This is a genomic window from Bartonella sp. P0282 (genome assembly GCF_048452985.1).
Lineage (GTDB): Bacteria > Pseudomonadota > Alphaproteobacteria > Rhizobiales > Rhizobiaceae > Bartonella > Bartonella choladocola.
On sequence record NZ_WTFO01000002.1, the window covers coordinates 59,538 to 75,584 of the forward strand.

A 16,047-nucleotide genomic window follows, 5' to 3' on the forward strand; every position below is an offset into this window, starting at 1 on the left:
GGTCTGAACGAGAATATCAGCCATTGGCAGTGTCAATGATACATGACGCTGCCCGATAAATCGCCTTTCGGTGTTTTGCGACATTTCACGAAAATATTGCCTCATGTTTTGGTTCGAGAAGCGAAAATAATTGATCGTTTGCAAACAATATTGCTTGATAGAAAAGTGAGGGTAGCGTGCTCTCTGGAATTTGTCTGCTGGCGGTTGTTTTTCTGAAGCGGTAAAAGCTCTATCCTTGTTCTTCAAGGGCTTTGGCAAGGTCTACAAATTCTTTTATATCGAGTGTTTCAGCTCTTCTTGTGCCGTCGATTCCCGCTTTTTCAAGTAAAGACTCGCCACCGAGCGATTTGAGACTTTGGCGGAGCATTTTGCGTCTCTGTCCGAATGCCGCTTTGGTCACATTTTCCAGATAATGCAGGTTACAGAGTGGCGGATTATCATTCGGTATGATGTGAACGATCGAGGAGGTTACTTTAGGGGGAGGTGTAAAGGCTTGTCTTGGAACATCGAACATTATGCGCGAATATGTGCGCCATCCGGCAAGAACGCCCAAGCGGCCGTAATGCGGGGAACCGGGGAGTGCCACAATACGTTCGGCCACTTCTTTTTGAAACATCAATGTCATGGACTTATAAAAAGGCGGCCAAGGTTCGGCTGAAAGCCAACGTATCAGAAGTTCGGTTCCGATATTATATGGAAGATTGGCAACAATTGCAGGCTTTTCAGTGCCATTAAAAAGGCTTTGATAGTCTTCGACAAGTGCATCACCTGAAATGATGCGCAGGCGATCAGGATAGATTCCAGCAATTTCTTCTAACGCGGCAATGCAACGTGTGTCGCGTTCGATGACCGTCACAATTGCACCTTGAGCGAGCAGGGCGCGCGTCAAGCCGCCAGGACCGGGTCCTATTTCCAATACCGGCTTTCCGGCTATGTCACCCGCCTGACGTGCTATTTTTGCGGTCAAGTTGAGATCGAACAGAAAATTTTGTCCAAGCGATTTTTTTGCACTCAAGCCGAATTTTTCAATGACTTCACGTAAAGGAGGGAGTGAATCTATTGTCATGACTGGTGCGTGTTTTTTGCAAGTTTGTCGGCAAGCTTCAAAGCGGCGATGAAGCTTTCAGGTGAAGCTATTCCTTTTCCTGCTATATCAAAAGCTGTTCCATGATCGGGGGAACTGCGAACAAAAGGCAGCCCCAGAGTGACGTTGACGGTGTCATCGAACCCGATTGTTTTAACCGGTATCAATGCCTGATCGTGATACATACACAACGCAGCATCGTAATTTTCGCGAGCACGGGCATTGAACATGGTATCTGACGGAAGTGGACCAATAAGCTCGATTCCCTCGGAGCGCAAAATGTCCATCGCCGGTTTGATAACGGTTTCTTCCTCGTGCCCCATCGCACCACCTTCACCGGCGTGCGGGTTAAGGCCGGCTATTGCCAGTCGTGGAGTTTTTATAGCAAACTTTTCGGATAAATCCCGTGCAACGATACGCCCTGTTTCGACCAACAATTCCTTGGTTAAAGAGTGTGGAACTTCTTTTATAGCAATGTGGACAGTTACCGGAACGGTTTTTAATTCAGGACCGGCAAGCATCATAACCGGTTTATAAGGCCGTCCATCAAGCTTTGCCGCGAGATCGGCTAAAAATTCTGTGTGACCGGGAAAATGAAAGCCTGCATCATAAAGAATTTTTTTTGCTATCGGACACGTAACCAATGCACATGCCTTTTTCGAGTGCACAAATCGAACACCGCGTTCTATCGCTTCCACAATTCCGGCTGCATTTTTTGAAGAAGGTTGCCCCGGTTCAGCCGATTGCCGGTTATTTAATGCGACAATCGGGAAAGTCGCGTCAAATTTTTTCTCGACCGCGTCAATATCGACAACCGCAGAGCGGACATCCATTTTCAATAATGAAATTGTCTTTGCGACCATATCAGGGTCAGCCAGAACAAAAAAAGCCGGTATCTGGCGAAAATGGCGTAATTGCCAGGCTTTCAGTGCAATTTCCAGTCCGATTCCTGCAGGATCACCACTACTGACGGCAAGGACAGGCATCAAGGATTTTCAATGCGGGCTTTCGACCGCAATTCCTTCACATATTTTTCACTTAAGTCCTCGGCCTTTTTATCTCCGGACTTTTCATTGTCCTGAATAGTAAAGACCAATTGAGCGACTTTATCGTCCGAAACCTTTTTAATATTGCAAACGGCAATGGCTTCAACGCCCCTTGCAGTTTCCTGTGGTGGGGTCATGCGCCCGACAGGAGTTGCCTTGATTGCTTTTTCCCACTCTTCCGGCAATTGAGGCTCAAGCACGCGGCCGAGGTTACGCACAGTGACATCAAGCATAGTTGTTGCTTGTTGTTTAAGATTGCTGCAACCGGAAAATTTCGAGCGGAATAATTCGGCGTCCTGCTTCCTTTTTCCCAATATTGCATTGCGTCGGTCACTTGGAACAACAAAAATAACTTGCTGCAATTCGTATTCGTTAGCGGTAGGTTTAACGCCACCGTTTTTCAACATACGCTGTACGGCTTCCTGTTCGGAAATAATTCCGCCCTCGACGCGATAACGTGCACTGACCAAACGCCCCCATCCCATCTGGACGCGAATATAATTTTTAAAATGGTCGGCTGTTACACCGGCTTGGCCCAACATATCTGTAAGCTGTGCCACAGTCATATGATTTCGTTCGGCAAAGCCCATAAATGCCTTGTTTACCTCGTCGTCCGAAACGTCGATATTGCGTTTTTTCATTTCGACGCGCTTGAGCATTTCTTCAATAAGTTCGTCCTTGGCTTGCGCAGTCAGATTTCCTGTTTTTCTTTGCAATTTAAGGAAGGCAGCACGCCTTTGAATGTCATAATTGGTAATTGCATTACCATTAACAATGACGGCGACAGCCGTTTGCGCCGAAACTCCGGCCTGCTGGGCTCGTGGTGCACAAAAGGCGTTGCTGTGTAAAAAAGTTACGCCCATGAGCGACGCAATACATAATGCCAATGAGCTGTTTTTTATCTTCTTCATTGTTTCTAGCTTCCGCTTTTTGCCAATTTTTCAACAAATAATCGATATATTGTTCTTATCATAAAAACATGAATTCACCAAAAGACGCTCGTCTTGACTTACACTGTTACATGGCCTTGCCGATGTCTGCAACAGTACGGAAAGACAACAGAAAGCCGAATGTATGCTTTGGCTCGTTTTCCCAAGGGTTACGGGTTTGAGAATAACCGAGATTGAAGCCGAAACATTCGTCAAGATAATTCACGCCCGTGCCTAATCTCACGAAAGTATCGGAAACAAGGTCGTAACTTGAATTTGCATGAATCGACCAATGTTCTGTGAATTTATAATTGCCATAGAGGCTGACTTCCTGACGATCCTGAGCATAGCCATAATCCGGCTGACTTTGAATATAAGCGTATTGCGAGGAAAGCGATACCCGCTTCCAGTTTTGTGAAGCTTCTACTTCGCCGCGCCGTATCGAACCGGAATCATTGTCGAAACGGCCACGCGAGGCTATTGCAAAACCATGTTCATTGCTTGCACCGATCATGGCAACGTAATCGGAACGGGCGCTTTCCAGCCCTGAATCAGCCCCGACGCTAACGAAATCTTTGGCGTTATAAGAGTTTTTCCCGAAAATCTGGAAAGATTGACCGGCCAGACCGTATAGCGACCACCCGTTGTCGAAGTTACCGGAATATCTCAGACCGACATTCGAGCGCGTTCCACCTTCTGCACGATCATAACCGGAAAATTTGTCGCGTTGAAATAATGTTGTGGCATCAAAGACAAAGCTTTGGGCATCTTCGTTAGGCAGGCGCCCGGTATATTGTTCATTATTGCGAATGAAAATTTGCGCGATCGGCTCGATGACATGGGTGGAATTACCGGCAGTAAAGAGCAGGGGATAGCGCAAATCCAGTCCCGCAGTTGCAATCCCGCGGAAAGCACCCGATTTTATATCCAACTGGCTATAGCTGCCATCTGTCATGTAGCCGCCATAATTACCATGGGCGTCCGCACCTATACCATCACCACGCAATGCCAGAATTGGTGTAAACACCAGACCGCCTTGACTAATCAGGCTTCTTTTCCATTCAACGTCGGAGGTCAAGCGGAAATCTGTTCCGGACATACCCGCAAGTCTTGCCGTATTAAGCGGGCGTCCTTGCCAGTCGGCAAATGCAAAATCCGCTTTATCACGGTAGATAGATTGTACATTGGCATGGAAGGTGAATTCGCCGCCATAGACTGCTTCGTCAGGTATAAAAGAATAGTCAATGCGGGGAAGAACCCATGGTTGGCGTGTATAACGTTCGCTTGGATTATCCTTCAGCATCGAATCCTGCACTTCAAAGTGATAAAAGCGCATATCGAAATAGTTACGTCCGGCAAGACCTTCCAAATAGATCTGGGAACGGAATACATCGTTTTTGTAGCCTTCCAGATCATAGGTGCGGCTGAAATTTCTATCCGATTGGGCTAGAATATCCCATCCATATGTCCAATTGGAATTGATCCGGAAATCACCTTTGGTTGCCACCATATAACGATTATCGTTATTGCTATCAATCGTATCATGGTCGAAATCATCAGGATTTGCCTGATAAATATGGGCAAAACGGATATTATATGTACCGGTTTCCAAACGGTGGCGCCATTCGCCTTCGGTCAGCAGCCCTTGATTGGTGTAGCCGGTTGCGGAAAGTGTAAAATCATAATTGGGAGCCAGATTCCAGAAATAGGAATTACGGACACCGAAACCCAGATCATTGGTATAAACAAAATTCGGGGTTAAAAGACCTGTTTTGCGTTTGACTGTCGGATCCGGCATTTCAAAAACCGGAAACCATGCAACCGGCAAGCCGAAAAACTCGAAATGGCTATCCTCGAAACGCATTGTTTTGGTTGCGCCATTCCAGATGATCTTTTTCGCTTTAATCTGCCAGAGGACATCCTTATCGGGCTTATAATAGCAGGGTTCGCAGGCAGTATAAGCACCGCGATTGAAGACAGTCATCTGCCCGCCGCTGCGTTCGGCACTCACTGCTGCAAATCGTGTGTTATCCGGTGTTTCGGCTCTGAGAGAATTGACGAAGCCTTCCCCCAGATCATCGGTCATATCGATTTGCTGGGAATAATATTTGCTCCCGTCAGGCTGGACAATTTCAACATCACCTTCGGCCAGAACGCGATTCGTTTTCTGGTTATAGACAACTTTACGGGCGACAATGCGGTTGCCATCATATTCGATCTGCACATTGCCTTGTGCGGTGACCGTATTGGCATCACGATCATAGACAAGCTCGTCTGCTGAAAGCAACATACGTGCGTTAGGATCAGTTTGATGCGTGGCTTTCATAGCACTGAAGTCCTGGGCAGAAGCAACATAAACTGCGCCTATACCCAAAGAGCAACCCAATGCGGTACCGAGTGCCAACGCCCTGAGGCTGTTTGAAATTTTCATTCCACTTGTCAATTGTCTCACCTAGCCATCCTCTTTATGCAACAAAAAGGATATACCAAAAAATAACGCAATAACAACCGGCACCCAAGCAGCAATGACAGGTGGCACGTAAGCCGCCTTGCCAAAAGCCTGCACAAGAACCGTGACTACATAAAGCACGAACCCGGCAATGATTCCACCCAAAATCATTGTACGTGATTGACCAAACCTTACAAATTTCAATGTAACAGTTGCTGCGATCAATGTCATCGCAATAAGAAGAGCAGGAAGTGCAATCAGAGATTGCAACTGCATATCGAACGAATTGGCCGAATAACCGAATGATCTGGCGATTTCAATTTTTCTGGGCAAATCGTAAAAAGGGATGGTTGCCGGATCGGCCAATTTTTCTTCGACAAATTCCGGTCTCAGATTTGTCGGAATCTTCAATTGTGTAAAATTTTCAGGCTCATGGCCAGCCCTGTAGCGAGCACCACTTTCGAGCAGCCAATAGCCGTGTGTGAGGTGTGCACGTGTGGCATTGAGCCAATCCTTGATTGTCGCATCGTCATTATATTCGACGAAGGTCGTATCTACCAGTGTCAAGCCGCCGTCAGCAGTCGATTTTGTACCTATGGTTGTAATGCCGACATCGGTTCTTTGCGTTAACCATGGAACACGTTCGTTATCCACAGTTGCCTCGACATTTTTACCTTTCCACTCGGAAAGTATTTTTTCCGACTGCGATGTTCCCCAGGCTGCGATCGGATTGACGACGATGACTCCGAAAAGGCCGAATAAGAATGCGCCGAAACACAAAGGCGTCAAGAACTGCCATGCCGAAACACCGATAGAGCGCGTAACGACAAGTTCCATTTTTCTGTTCAATGTAATCAACGTTGCCATTGCCGAAAACAGAGCAACAAACGGAAATAACTGTTGCATATTAAAAGGAATACGCAGTGCCGAGATAGCCAGTGCTCCGAATGCCGAATAGCCGGGTAGCCCTGCCAGTCGCCCGGCATTGATCGTGAAATCAATCAGCAGCGACAGAACGAAGATTCCGAGCAGAAAATAAATTGTGGTTTTTACATATCTTGTAAAAAAATACCGTCCCAAGGTCCAACCGATCATGATGCGCCTCCGTTGACATCAGATTGTTTGTGACGGAAAATTTTTGCTCTAATCCGCTTCATACCGGTCAGAAGTTTGTCACTGAACCGGTCGGGAAGTGTCATTTTTCGATTCGTTATAAACAGGAAGGCAATGAAAGCGCAAACGCCGATCGGCAAAATATATAAAAGCGGTATATAGCCGAGATCATTGTCGGCACGGTCGCCAAAGAAATAGCCGACCGCATAAACGAGGAGCGAAAGCGAAATTGCGGAAAACGATGCCGAAATACGAGCCTGACGCTGCGAGCGTGCATCACCTGCCACTGCCAAAGCAATCAAGGCAAAAACAATCGGGTAAAGCCAATCGGTGAAGCGACGGTGTAATTCTGCGGTATATTGCAACGGACGCCTTTGAAAATAAGAATCATTGGCATCGGGATGAAACAAATAGACGAGCGGGCGATCTTTCGGAAAAATAGTCGGTGTTCCATCACTCGCGGTGAAATCGCTGAGGTTGAATGTATAAGAGCCGAACTTGATAATCGACACGGTTTCGGCCTTATTATCACGTCTTTGTACTTCGCCATTATTAAGGATAAGAAAATCCCCATTATCATTGCTGACGATAGAACCGTTTACGGCATAATAATAAAGGTCGGTAGAAGGGTCTCGCTGGTCGGCAATAAAAAGCCGCCCGATTGTGCCGTCATCGTGACGTTCGCCAATTTCCATATAAAGATCATCGGTTAATTCGCGAAAGTTCCCTTCCTGAATAAAAACATTGATAAGGTCGGAATGTGTTGTGGCCATCATTTGCCGCATGGTGATACGCGCCTGCGGGCTGATGAAATTGGTAATCACAAATGAACAACAAGCCGCCAGCACTGCGAGGATGAGAATCGGTTTCCAGACGGTTCCCCTTGGTGCTCCCGAAGCATTGATAACTACGAGTTCCGAATCCTGATTCATCGTCGATAAGGTTTGCGCTATCGCAATAACCAAAGCGAAGGGAATGACGAGGGGAATGACCGACGGAATAAATAAAGATGAAAATTGAAGAATAGTAAAAACAGTCTGGCCACTTGTCGTCAGGAAGTTGATTCTGGAAAGAACCTGCACCGTCCAGCTAATGCCGACAGCCGCTAGCAGAACTGCTGCAAACAGAACAAAAACGCGCCGAAGGATGTATAGTTCAATAATGCGCATTGGCGAAAAATACATCCTCACTATCAAAATTCATGACATCCAGCTTTTTAGAAGCGGGAATTCATATCCAAACCGTTCATTTCTCTTTTCTGTCAAATATCATAATGAATCTAACAAGAGGCAAAAAAAATTAGTTAACCGCTTCTTAACAATTTTCTTTTGCCACAAGTGACGGTTAAGTTGCAAGATGGCAAAAGACATCTTGCAGTGCACAGGACAAAAAAATACATTTTAGTGCCGACAGGTCACACTGCACTTCCGGTTTCGATATTAAAGACAAGATTAAATGCAAGCCGAGCGATATGATTATGCGAATTTACGGCTTTAAATCAGCAATTGGCAGGAGTTATTGAATGCAAAAAGATATTTTAATAGATAGCAATACGGTTTCCGCGCCGAAGAAAGCGACAGTTGTTGTTCTTGTTAACGAAAACAGGAAAACCACTTTTGAAGTCGAAAAAATGGTGGGAAAAGCACTGATCGAAAGGATTGTTTCGGTACGCGGCTTCAAAGGGAAAAAACTTGAAGTTGTCGATGAAGTTTGTGACGGCAAAAAGGGTTTTGACCGGTTGGTTCTTCTTGGTATTGGCAATACCGAACAGCTTGACGGTGACGATTGGATCAAAATTGGCGGTGCAGCATTTGCATCCCTCAAAGATACTGATTCAGCCGATATTTACCTGACTGTAGCCGGTGAAAAATTAAAAGACGAAAACATTCTCGACTTTGTTTTAGGGCTAAGGCTGCGCAATTATTCGTTTGATGACTATAAAACCGTTTCAAAGACCAAAGATAGCCACACAAAGGCGATGAAACTTGTCCTCCAGTTGGAGGATGCAAAAGCAGGCGAGGCTCTTATTGAAAGAGCAAATTCGCTTGCCGATTCGGTTCTTCTTGCACGCGATCTTGTCAATCAGCCTGCCAACATTCTGGGAACCAAAGAGTTTGTCAAGGAAGTCGAGAAACTCGAAAAGATCGGCGTGAAAGTTGAAATCCTCGACGAAAAAGATATGAAAAAACTGGGCATGGGGGCTTTGCTTGGTGTAGCGCGCGGTTCCAAACGTCCGCCCTATCTTGCGGTCATGCAGTGGCAAGGGGGAAAAGCCAAAGATCGCCCATTGGCATTTGTCGGCAAGGGGGTGGTTTTTGACTCCGGTGGCATTTCCTTGAAATCGGGTGCAGGCATGGAAGGAATGAAAGGCGACATGGGCGGGGCTGCGGCCGTTACCGGCTTGTTGAAAGCTGTTGCTTCGCGAAAAGCCAAAGCCAATGTGGTCGGTGTGATAGGGCTTGTTGAAAATATGCCTGACGCAAACGCCCAACGCCCCGGTGATATTGTCACGTCGATGTCGGGGCAGACAATTGAAGTTATCAATACAGATGCCGAAGGCCGGCTGGTTCTTTCGGACGCATTATTTTATACCAAAGAGCGTTTCAAGCCTGCAATTATGGTGGATCTCGCCACTTTGACCGGTGCAATTATGGTTGCACTGGGAACCGAATATGCAGGGCTTTTCAGTAATCAGGATGAATTGGCCGGTCTTCTTGTGAATGCAGGGTATAAAACGGGTGAAAAGCTGTGGCGGATGCCTTTGAGCGAGACCTATGACAAAATTGTCGATTCCAAAGTTGCGGATATGAGAAACAGTTGTGGCCGTCATGCCGGTTCGATTACCGCAGCTCAATTTTTGCAACGTTTTGTGGGCGAAACCGCTTGGGCGCATCTTGATATTGCGGGTACTGCGATGGAAGCACCGTTGAACGAATATAACCAATCCTGGGCTTCGGGCTTCGGTGTCCGCTTGCTTGACCGGCTGATTAGTGACAATTACGAGGCTTGAGGTGGCAGAAATCCTTTTCTACCATTTGACCCAATCAACGCTTGATGAAGCCCTGCCAGGGCTTGTCGAGCGTTCTTTGGCGCGGCACTGGAAAGTGACAATCCAGTTTATGAGCGATGAACGTCGCGATGCAATGGATTCCTACCTGTGGGTCTATGCTGACGATTCGTTTATCGGTCACGGAACGGAACGCGATAAATTTCCGGATCTTCAGCCGGTATATCTGACGGTGGGAGAGGAAAACCCGAATGGTTCGCAGGTGCGTTTTCTGGTCGAGGGCGCGGATTGTTCCAACCCGCAAAATTATGAGCGTCTGGTCGTCATGTTCGATGGCCGCGATCAGGAACTTCTTGCAGAAGCACGAAGACAATGGAAATCCTATAAAGAACAAAATCATCAGCTAACTTATTGGCAACAAACCGAAGATCGTCGTTGGGAGAAAAAAGCCTGATGCGCATAACCCCTGTTATTCTTATTTTTATCGGTTTGGCCGGTTTGATCTATCCGGAAAAATTTATTGAAGACGGTTCCGGCGGCGGACGGTGGGTTTTCGTTATTATTATCGCACTCGGCGTTTGTACAATTATGAGAGCCACCAGAAAAAATCGGGACAGATGAATTTTATCCGGCTATTACATCTTATCTGGGCTGTTTTCTTCGCTTTCCTGATAACGTCATGGATTGGCTCGACCCGTATTTTATCAGCTACGTTCCATATCGAAAATATAGCCTTTGCAGCCAATGTTATTTTTATCTCTACAACAGTTCTGGTGGCCCTTTTACTTCATCTGGTTTTACCATCGGTTATGCCGAAAAAAATAGCAGTGGCAGCTTTTTTGCTGCCACTGCTATTTTTCCTATTTTTGCTCGCCTGATATTTTTAATTTATCAGTGAGAAATTTCTTTGTCGGTAAAGCCTACAAAACATGCCAGAGAGATAAAGGAACTCAGTAACAGATAATAACCGATATAAGCGGTGCCGAAATTCTGGACGAGTGTCTCGGCAATATAAGGAGCAAATGATGCACCGACAATTCCCGCAAAGTTGAATGTCATCGACGCACCGGTATATCTGATTGTTGTGGGGAACGGCGAGGCAAGTGCTGCTCCGATCGGACCATAGGTCAGCCCCATCAGGCCAAGGCCGACGGCTGAAAGTATAAAGCTTCCGAACACGCCTCCATCCAAAAGATAGGGCATGAGAAAAGAAAAAAGCCCGATAAAAATCGTAACCCAGATCATCAGAGTGCGGCGTCCGATACGGTCGGATATTTTTCCTGAAAACGGAATGAGAAGGCCGAAGAATACAGCACCAACCATCTGGATTTCGAGTGCTTGGCCGAAAGTGAGGTGAAGGTGGTGGGTTGAATAGGATAACAAATATGCGCTGCACAGGTAGAACAATACAAAGGTGGTCATACCGGCAAAGCTGCCGAGGAAAAGCGCCCGCGGATATTTAACAAAGACATCGATCAATGGCACTTTGACGCGTTCGGCACGCTCTATCGCTTTTTTGAATTCGGGCGTTTCGCTGATAGAAAGGCGTACCCAAAGGCCGATAATAATCAGGATAATCGAAGCAATAAAAGGTAGCCGCCATCCCCATTCAAAACGTTGGCTTTCGCTTAAAAAATTCCACATGAACCAGAATGTACCGGCAGAAAGGATAAGTCCTATGGGCGCACCCAATTGTGGGAACATTGCATACCAGCCACGTTTTTCCTTTGGTGCGTTTTCTGTTGCCAGCAAAACAGCGCCGCCCCATTCACCTCCCAGACCAAGACCCTGACCGAAACGGCAGAGTGTCAGCAATAACGGGGCGTACCAGCCAATGGATTCATATGTCGGTAGAAAACCGATAAGAACAGTCGAAATACCCATCGTCAGCAATGCAGCAACGAGTGTCACTTTGCGACCCAATTTGTCACCATAATGACCGAAAACGATTGATCCTAAAGGACGTGCGAAGAACGCTGCCGAAAAAATGGCAAAAGAACTTAGAAGCGCAACAGTCGGATCGCCCTTCGGAAAAAATAGTACGGGAAACAGAAGTGCTGCTGCCGTTGCAAAGACATAAAAATCGAAAAACTCGATTGTCGTGCCGATCATACTGGCAAGCAAAATCTGCGCAACCGAATTATGGGGTTGGGCATTTTCTTCGACGATAGCTGTTGACATGATTGGAAAGTCTCCACCCTATTAATCGTAATGAAATTATAAAAATAGTTTACAATAGTTATAAAAATTTCTTTGTTGTGTCGAGTCTCGTTTAAATAAAAAATGTGATGAACGATAAAACAATCGACATGTCGGGTTTTAAGGCTGTAGACGTGAGCGATTATCTGTTCCGGCTTTTATTTTGCTTTAAGCGGGGTATCTCTTCGGTTTTGGCGAATAACAGCTTTTTGCCGCTTCGCTCACACCAAGAAATTTATGGCGAAAATTATATGATGAGGCACTTTATCTATATTTTTAACGTTTAAACGGCAGGTGCTGGCAGCTTGGGAAATGTGATGAATGGCGGTTCGACAAGTATAAAATTGAACTTACCGCCTGTCGTCAGGCGATATTGATTTACCACGAGAGCTTGCAGCTCGATATGGTTGCAAATGAAATCGGCTTACGGAATTTCATGAAAACACTTGAATATGATCTTTAATCTGTTCATTGCAGACTAAATTTTCCGTTCTTCATGGTTGACCTGACATTAAAAAGAACCCGATAAAGCCTGTTTTTCCGGCTTTATCGGGTGGTTGAGCAATAGATAATATATTGCTTGCTGCGGGTAATATTACATGACTTGTTACCCGATAGCGTCCTCGTAATCGCTACTCATTTTAAGCCAGCGGCTTTCAGCGTCTTCAAGCCTGCTTGCAGCATCTGCGCGTTCTTTAGCAAGCTCCGCGCCTTTTTCGGGCGATTTTGCATAAAGATCAGGCTTTGCAAGCTCGCCGTCCAGACGCGCAATCAGTTTTTGCAGCCTTTCTATCAAGGCTTCGGTATCTGTTATCTGTTTTTTGAGCGGCGCCAGTTCTGCGCGTTTTTCGGCACTGGCCTTGCGTTGTTCATTTTTTGATTTTTGCGGGGTGGCCTGTTTTTCTTCTTTGACTACGGATTTTGCTTTTGTGAGGCCCAATATGTCATTGCGATAATCATCCATATCGCCTTCATAGGGATGAACTGTTCCGTTACTTACAAGCCAAAGCCGGTCGGCTGTTGCTTCGATAAGGTGACGGTCATGCGCGATGAGAATGACTGCGCCTTCAAAATCATTGAGTGCCATTACAAGAGCTTCACGGCTGTCAATATCGAGGTGATTGGTCGGTTCATCGAGGATGAGAAGATTCGGTCCTTCAAAAGTTGCAAGTCCCATGAGCAAGCGGGCTTTTTCACCACCTGACAACTCTTTGGCTTTTGTCATCATTTTCTCGGTGGACAAGCCCATGCGGGCAACGGCCGCGCGAATTTTTGCTTCCGGTTGTTTCGGCATGAGGCGGCGTACATGCTCGATCGGATTTTCTTCCGGCCTCAAATCATCCATCTGATGCTGGGCAAAAAATGCAACTTTCAGATTGGGGGAAACCGTTATCGTTCCGGCTTCGGGTTTGAGGCGCCCTGCAAGCAATTTTGCCAAAGTGGATTTACCGTTTCCGTTTGCCCCCAGAAGTGCAATTCTGTCGTCATTATCTATTCTAAGGTCAAGGCCTTTTAATACCGGTTTTCCCGCTTCATATCCGACATCGACTTTCGATAATGCTATAATTGGCGAGGCGGCTATCTTTTCAGCAGAAGGGAATGAAAAAGGCTGGACGTGTTCATCTTGCCATACGCTGACAGGTTTCAGTTTTTCCAAAGCCTTCAAGCGAGATTGTGCCTGTCTTGCTTTGGTTGCTTTGGCACGAAAACGCCGGACAAAATCCTCCATATGCTTGCGATGGGCTTCCTGTTTAGCCGCCTGCTTCAGTTGGAGTTCTTTTGTTTCGGCGTGCTGGCGTTCAAATTGGTCATAATTGCCACGCCAGAGGGTCAATTTTTTATTCTCAAGGTGCAAAATAGAGTTTGTAGCACTGTTGAGCAATTCGCGATCGTGACTGATGATAATGACTGAATAGGGGTAACGGCGTATATATTCGATAAGCCAGAGTGTTCCTTCAAGATCAAGGTAGTTTGTCGGCTCATCGAGCAGGAGCAAATCGGGTTCGGAAAAAAGAACCGCAGCAAGTGCAACGCGCATACGCCATCCTCCGGAAAAGGACGATGCCGGTCTCTGCTGGGCATCCGCATCAAATCCCAATCCCGATAGAATGCTGGCGGCGCGTGCTTCGGCAGAATGCGCACCGATGTCGCCAAGACGCGCATGAATTGCGGCAATTCGCATCGGGTCGGTTGCGGTTTCGGCTTCCTTCAGCAATGCTGTACGTTCTTTATCGGCCGCAAGGACAATAGAAATGAGCGAATCATCAGTTCCGGGAGCTTCCTGTGCAACCTGTCCGATGCGGGTATCTTTGGGGATGGTAACATCGCCTGTTTCCGGCGCAAGATCACCCATAATGACACGGAAAAGCGTTGACTTGCCTGCACCATTATGGCCGACAAAGCCGGTTTTCGTTCCCGTAGGGAGCGTGGCGCTGGAATGGTCAATCAGGAGACGCCCGGCTATGCGGACTGTAATATCGTTCAATATCAACATAACCTAAGGCTTTTGCATGGGTTTTGAACCGAAGGCAAGAAAAATCGCTGCAATAATTGTTTAACAAACTTGTTAAAGGCTCAAAGTCGTTATCAAGTCGAAATAATGCATATAATTTGTCGAATTGTGCCTTAACGGGAAAAGGGTTTTACTTGGCAAATGTCGGTTATACGGTTATAGAGACGCAACTGAAAATATATTTATAAAGGTGGCAAAATGGCTATAGAACGCACTTTTTCAATGATTAAACCCGATGCAACACGTCGTAATCTTACGGGTGCCATCACCAAGATGCTTGAGGAGGCAGGCTTGCGCGTTGTCGCTTCCAAACGTGTGTGGATGAGTTTGCGTGAAGCGGAAGGCTTTTATGCTGTTCATAAAGACCGTCCGTTTTTTGGCGAATTGACAGAGTTCATGTCATCTGGCCCGACAATTGTTCAGGTGCTTGAAGGCGAAAATGCCATTGCCAAAAACCGTGAAATCATGGGTGCGACCAATCCGAAAGATGCTGCCGAGGGGACAATCCGCAAAACATTCGCTTTGTCGATCGGGGAAAACTCGGTTCACGGTTCCGATTCGCCCGCAACAGCCAAAGAAGAAATTGCCTATTGGTTTTCCGGCACTGAAATTGTCGGCTGATGATGACGTCACTGAAAAAATTCGAGTAATAATAAAGCCCGGAACTGATACCGGGCTTTTTATTCGGTTGGCATTGAAAACCGGAAGACAGAGTTTCCCGATAGTTGCTAAATTTTGTATTTTTTTAAGTTTCTTTCTGTTTTTCGACAGGTCAGAGATCCGGCACAAGGCGGGCAACATAATTGCCATTTTCATCTTTCAAAATAAGTCGGCCCAGATCATCGAACATGTAGGATTTTGCTTTGGCAAGCATTTCGATGAAGCGGCTTTCCTGTTGCGAAATCGCTTCTGCGCAGGCCATGAAAGTCATAGCTGGCGGGTCGAACGAGATAATGTCTCTCTCGTCATCAATAACAGCAGAGGTTGTATAACGATTACAGCCGCCACTGCCGGTTATACGATATTTCGGGTGGTCACCGGCCTTTTTATCTTCAGCTTTCGGCTCGACGGCGACAGTCAGATGGGAATTGTCGATAATGCCGGTTCCGAACATATCTTCGACTTTCCATTCATGTCCGGAAATTGTCGTTGAAACGGGTTTCGGTGTTGTTGTCGATTGATTGACCATGCCCAATACAAGTTCATAACGAGCGTTTTTATCTTCGGGAACAATCATCTTTCTTTCATCGCTTACAAACCATAAAACATCGCCGACGGCAATGCGAGCCTGAAGCGCGTATTTGTGTTGTGGAGCAATATTGGCCTGATCGACCGGAAGATCAAATTCGATAGGAACCGAACCATTAGGCTGTTGCGCGATTTCTGCAACGATAGGGAAGGGTCCATCAGCATTGGTAACATCGACCAGTTGAACAACGAGATAGGCATGTTGCGGAAGTTCTATCCGCTGGAGATAGGTGACATCACCATGAATGGTTAATGTTTCCGATGCAACGCTATAGGTAGGTACAACTGTATTCATTATAAACGCCGGTAGAACAACGAGAGAAACACTTGCCAGCGCTGTCGCGCCAAATGTAAAAGCCGCCAGAATATGTCGTTTCATGAATTGATGTTACCCCTGTTGAACACAGATATATCAATGGTCAATGCCCCCGTTTGATTGAACCACCGTAGCTGCCGACAG

The 16,047-nt window shown here is 46.4% G+C and carries 14 protein-coding genes; 5 read left to right on the forward strand and 9 right to left on the reverse strand.

Translation table 11 applies throughout. From position 1 onward, the window contains the following. Positions 1 to 229: 229 nt before the first annotated feature. The 6 genes from rsmA to lptF all read right to left on the reverse strand — a co-directional run bounded on the left by rsmA (position 230) and on the right by lptF (position 7,790). Entirely contained in the window at positions 230 to 1,066 is an 837-nt protein-coding gene (rsmA, locus tag GQS64_RS05615) for a 16S rRNA (adenine(1518)-N(6)/adenine(1519)-N(6))-dimethyltransferase RsmA (RefSeq protein ID WP_198230941.1), read from the reverse strand. Further along, positions 1,063 to 2,070 (reverse strand): 4-hydroxythreonine-4-phosphate dehydrogenase PdxA, encoded by a 1,008-nt coding sequence (gene pdxA, locus GQS64_RS05620; protein WP_198230942.1) that lies wholly within the window; start codon positions 2,068 to 2,070, stop codon positions 1,063 to 1,065. Before pdxA ends, rsmA begins: the two co-directional genes overlap by 4 nt. Next, a complete protein-coding gene (locus GQS64_RS05625; RefSeq protein WP_198230943.1) occupies positions 2,070 to 3,041 on the reverse strand; it encodes a peptidylprolyl isomerase in 972 nt (323 codons plus the stop codon). The genes pdxA and GQS64_RS05625 overlap by 1 nt, the downstream gene beginning before the upstream one ends. Positions 3,042 to 3,147: 106 nt before the next feature. Beyond that, a complete protein-coding gene (locus tag GQS64_RS05630; RefSeq protein WP_077991734.1) occupies positions 3,148 to 5,511 on the reverse strand; it encodes an LPS-assembly protein LptD in 2,364 nt (787 codons plus the stop codon). After that, on the reverse strand, positions 5,512 to 6,603 hold the full coding sequence (lptG, locus tag GQS64_RS05635) for an LPS export ABC transporter permease LptG (protein ID WP_198230944.1): 1,092 nt from the start codon (positions 6,601 to 6,603) through the stop codon (positions 5,512 to 5,514). Next, positions 6,600 to 7,790 carry an LPS export ABC transporter permease LptF gene (gene lptF, locus GQS64_RS05640; RefSeq protein ID WP_077994497.1) on the reverse strand — a complete coding sequence of 397 codons (1,191 nt, stop codon included), beginning with the start codon at positions 7,788 to 7,790 and terminating at the stop codon, positions 6,600 to 6,602. The genes lptG and lptF overlap by 4 nt, the downstream gene beginning before the upstream one ends. Positions 7,791 to 8,143: 353 nt before the next feature. Between lptF and GQS64_RS05645 the strand changes: the two genes are divergently transcribed. The 4 genes from GQS64_RS05645 to GQS64_RS05660 are packed head-to-tail and all read left to right on the forward strand — an operon-like array spanning position 8,144 to position 10,506. Then, positions 8,144 to 9,631: a leucyl aminopeptidase gene (locus GQS64_RS05645; RefSeq protein WP_198230945.1), complete on the forward strand. Its 1,488-nt coding sequence runs from the start codon at positions 8,144 to 8,146 to the stop codon at positions 9,629 to 9,631. A 1-nt stretch (position 9,632) separates the two neighbouring features. Further along, the gene (locus tag GQS64_RS05650) at positions 9,633 to 10,082 is read left to right on the forward strand and encodes a DNA polymerase III subunit chi (protein WP_077991739.1); all 450 of its coding nucleotides are present in this window, start codon (positions 9,633 to 9,635) and stop codon (positions 10,080 to 10,082) included. After that, positions 10,082 to 10,249, forward strand: a complete 168-nt coding sequence (locus GQS64_RS05655; protein WP_198230946.1) for a hypothetical protein — start codon at positions 10,082 to 10,084, stop codon at positions 10,247 to 10,249. Before GQS64_RS05650 ends, GQS64_RS05655 begins: the two co-directional genes overlap by 1 nt. Further along, on the forward strand, positions 10,246 to 10,506 hold the full coding sequence (locus tag GQS64_RS05660; protein ID WP_198230947.1) for a hypothetical protein: 261 nt from the start codon (positions 10,246 to 10,248) through the stop codon (positions 10,504 to 10,506). Before GQS64_RS05655 ends, GQS64_RS05660 begins: the two co-directional genes overlap by 4 nt. Before the next feature lie 13 nt (positions 10,507 to 10,519). Here the strand turns inward: GQS64_RS05660 and GQS64_RS05665 are convergent, their stop codons facing one another. Together GQS64_RS05665 and GQS64_RS05670 are read right to left on the reverse strand one after the other, a co-directional pair. Continuing rightward, a complete protein-coding gene (locus GQS64_RS05665; protein ID WP_198230948.1) occupies positions 10,520 to 11,809 on the reverse strand; it encodes an MFS transporter in 1,290 nt (429 codons plus the stop codon). Between the two features lie 625 nt (positions 11,810 to 12,434). After that, entirely contained in the window at positions 12,435 to 14,321 is a 1,887-nt protein-coding gene (locus tag GQS64_RS05670) for an ABC-F family ATP-binding cassette domain-containing protein (protein WP_077991743.1), read from the reverse strand. A gap of 216 nt (positions 14,322 to 14,537) precedes the next feature. Here GQS64_RS05670 and ndk point away from each other — a divergent pair, with 216 nt between their 5' ends. Next, positions 14,538 to 14,960 (forward strand): nucleoside-diphosphate kinase, encoded by a 423-nt coding sequence (ndk, locus tag GQS64_RS05675; RefSeq protein ID WP_077991751.1) that lies wholly within the window; start codon positions 14,538 to 14,540, stop codon positions 14,958 to 14,960. A 151-nt stretch (positions 14,961 to 15,111) separates the two neighbouring features. Here the strand turns inward: ndk and GQS64_RS05680 are convergent, their stop codons facing one another. Further along, entirely contained in the window at positions 15,112 to 15,966 is an 855-nt protein-coding gene (locus GQS64_RS05680) for a YbaY family lipoprotein (RefSeq protein WP_198230949.1), read from the reverse strand. Positions 15,967 to 16,047: the final 81 nt, after the last annotated feature.

What these genes read in the sequence shown, in the direction of transcription:
- rsmA (WP_198230941.1), bottom strand. Translation starts at nt 1,066, where the DNA reads ATGACAATAGATTCACTCCCTCCTTTACGTGAAGTCATTGAAAAATTC.
- pdxA (WP_198230942.1), bottom strand. Translation starts at nt 2,070, where the DNA reads ATGCCTGTCCTTGCCGTCAGTAGTGGTGATCCTGCAGGAATCGGACTG.
- GQS64_RS05625 (WP_198230943.1), bottom strand. Translation starts at nt 3,041, where the DNA reads ATGAAGAAGATAAAAAACAGCTCATTGGCATTATGTATTGCGTCGCTC.
- lptG (WP_198230944.1), bottom strand. Translation starts at nt 6,603, where the DNA reads ATGATCGGTTGGACCTTGGGACGGTATTTTTTTACAAGATATGTAAAA.
- lptF (WP_077994497.1), bottom strand. Translation starts at nt 7,790, where the DNA reads ATGCGCATTATTGAACTATACATCCTTCGGCGCGTTTTTGTTCTGTTT.
- GQS64_RS05645 (WP_198230945.1), top strand. Translation starts at nt 8,144, where the DNA reads ATGCAAAAAGATATTTTAATAGATAGCAATACGGTTTCCGCGCCGAAG.
- GQS64_RS05655 (WP_198230946.1), top strand. Translation starts at nt 10,082, where the DNA reads ATGCGCATAACCCCTGTTATTCTTATTTTTATCGGTTTGGCCGGTTTG.
- GQS64_RS05660 (WP_198230947.1), top strand. Translation starts at nt 10,246, where the DNA reads ATGAATTTTATCCGGCTATTACATCTTATCTGGGCTGTTTTCTTCGCT.
- GQS64_RS05665 (WP_198230948.1), bottom strand. Translation starts at nt 11,809, where the DNA reads ATGTCAACAGCTATCGTCGAAGAAAATGCCCAACCCCATAATTCGGTT.
- GQS64_RS05670 (WP_077991743.1), bottom strand. Translation starts at nt 14,321, where the DNA reads ATGTTGATATTGAACGATATTACAGTCCGCATAGCCGGGCGTCTCCTG.
- ndk (WP_077991751.1), top strand. Translation starts at nt 14,538, where the DNA reads ATGGCTATAGAACGCACTTTTTCAATGATTAAACCCGATGCAACACGT.
- GQS64_RS05680 (WP_198230949.1), bottom strand. Translation starts at nt 15,966, where the DNA reads ATGAAACGACATATTCTGGCGGCTTTTACATTTGGCGCGACAGCGCTG.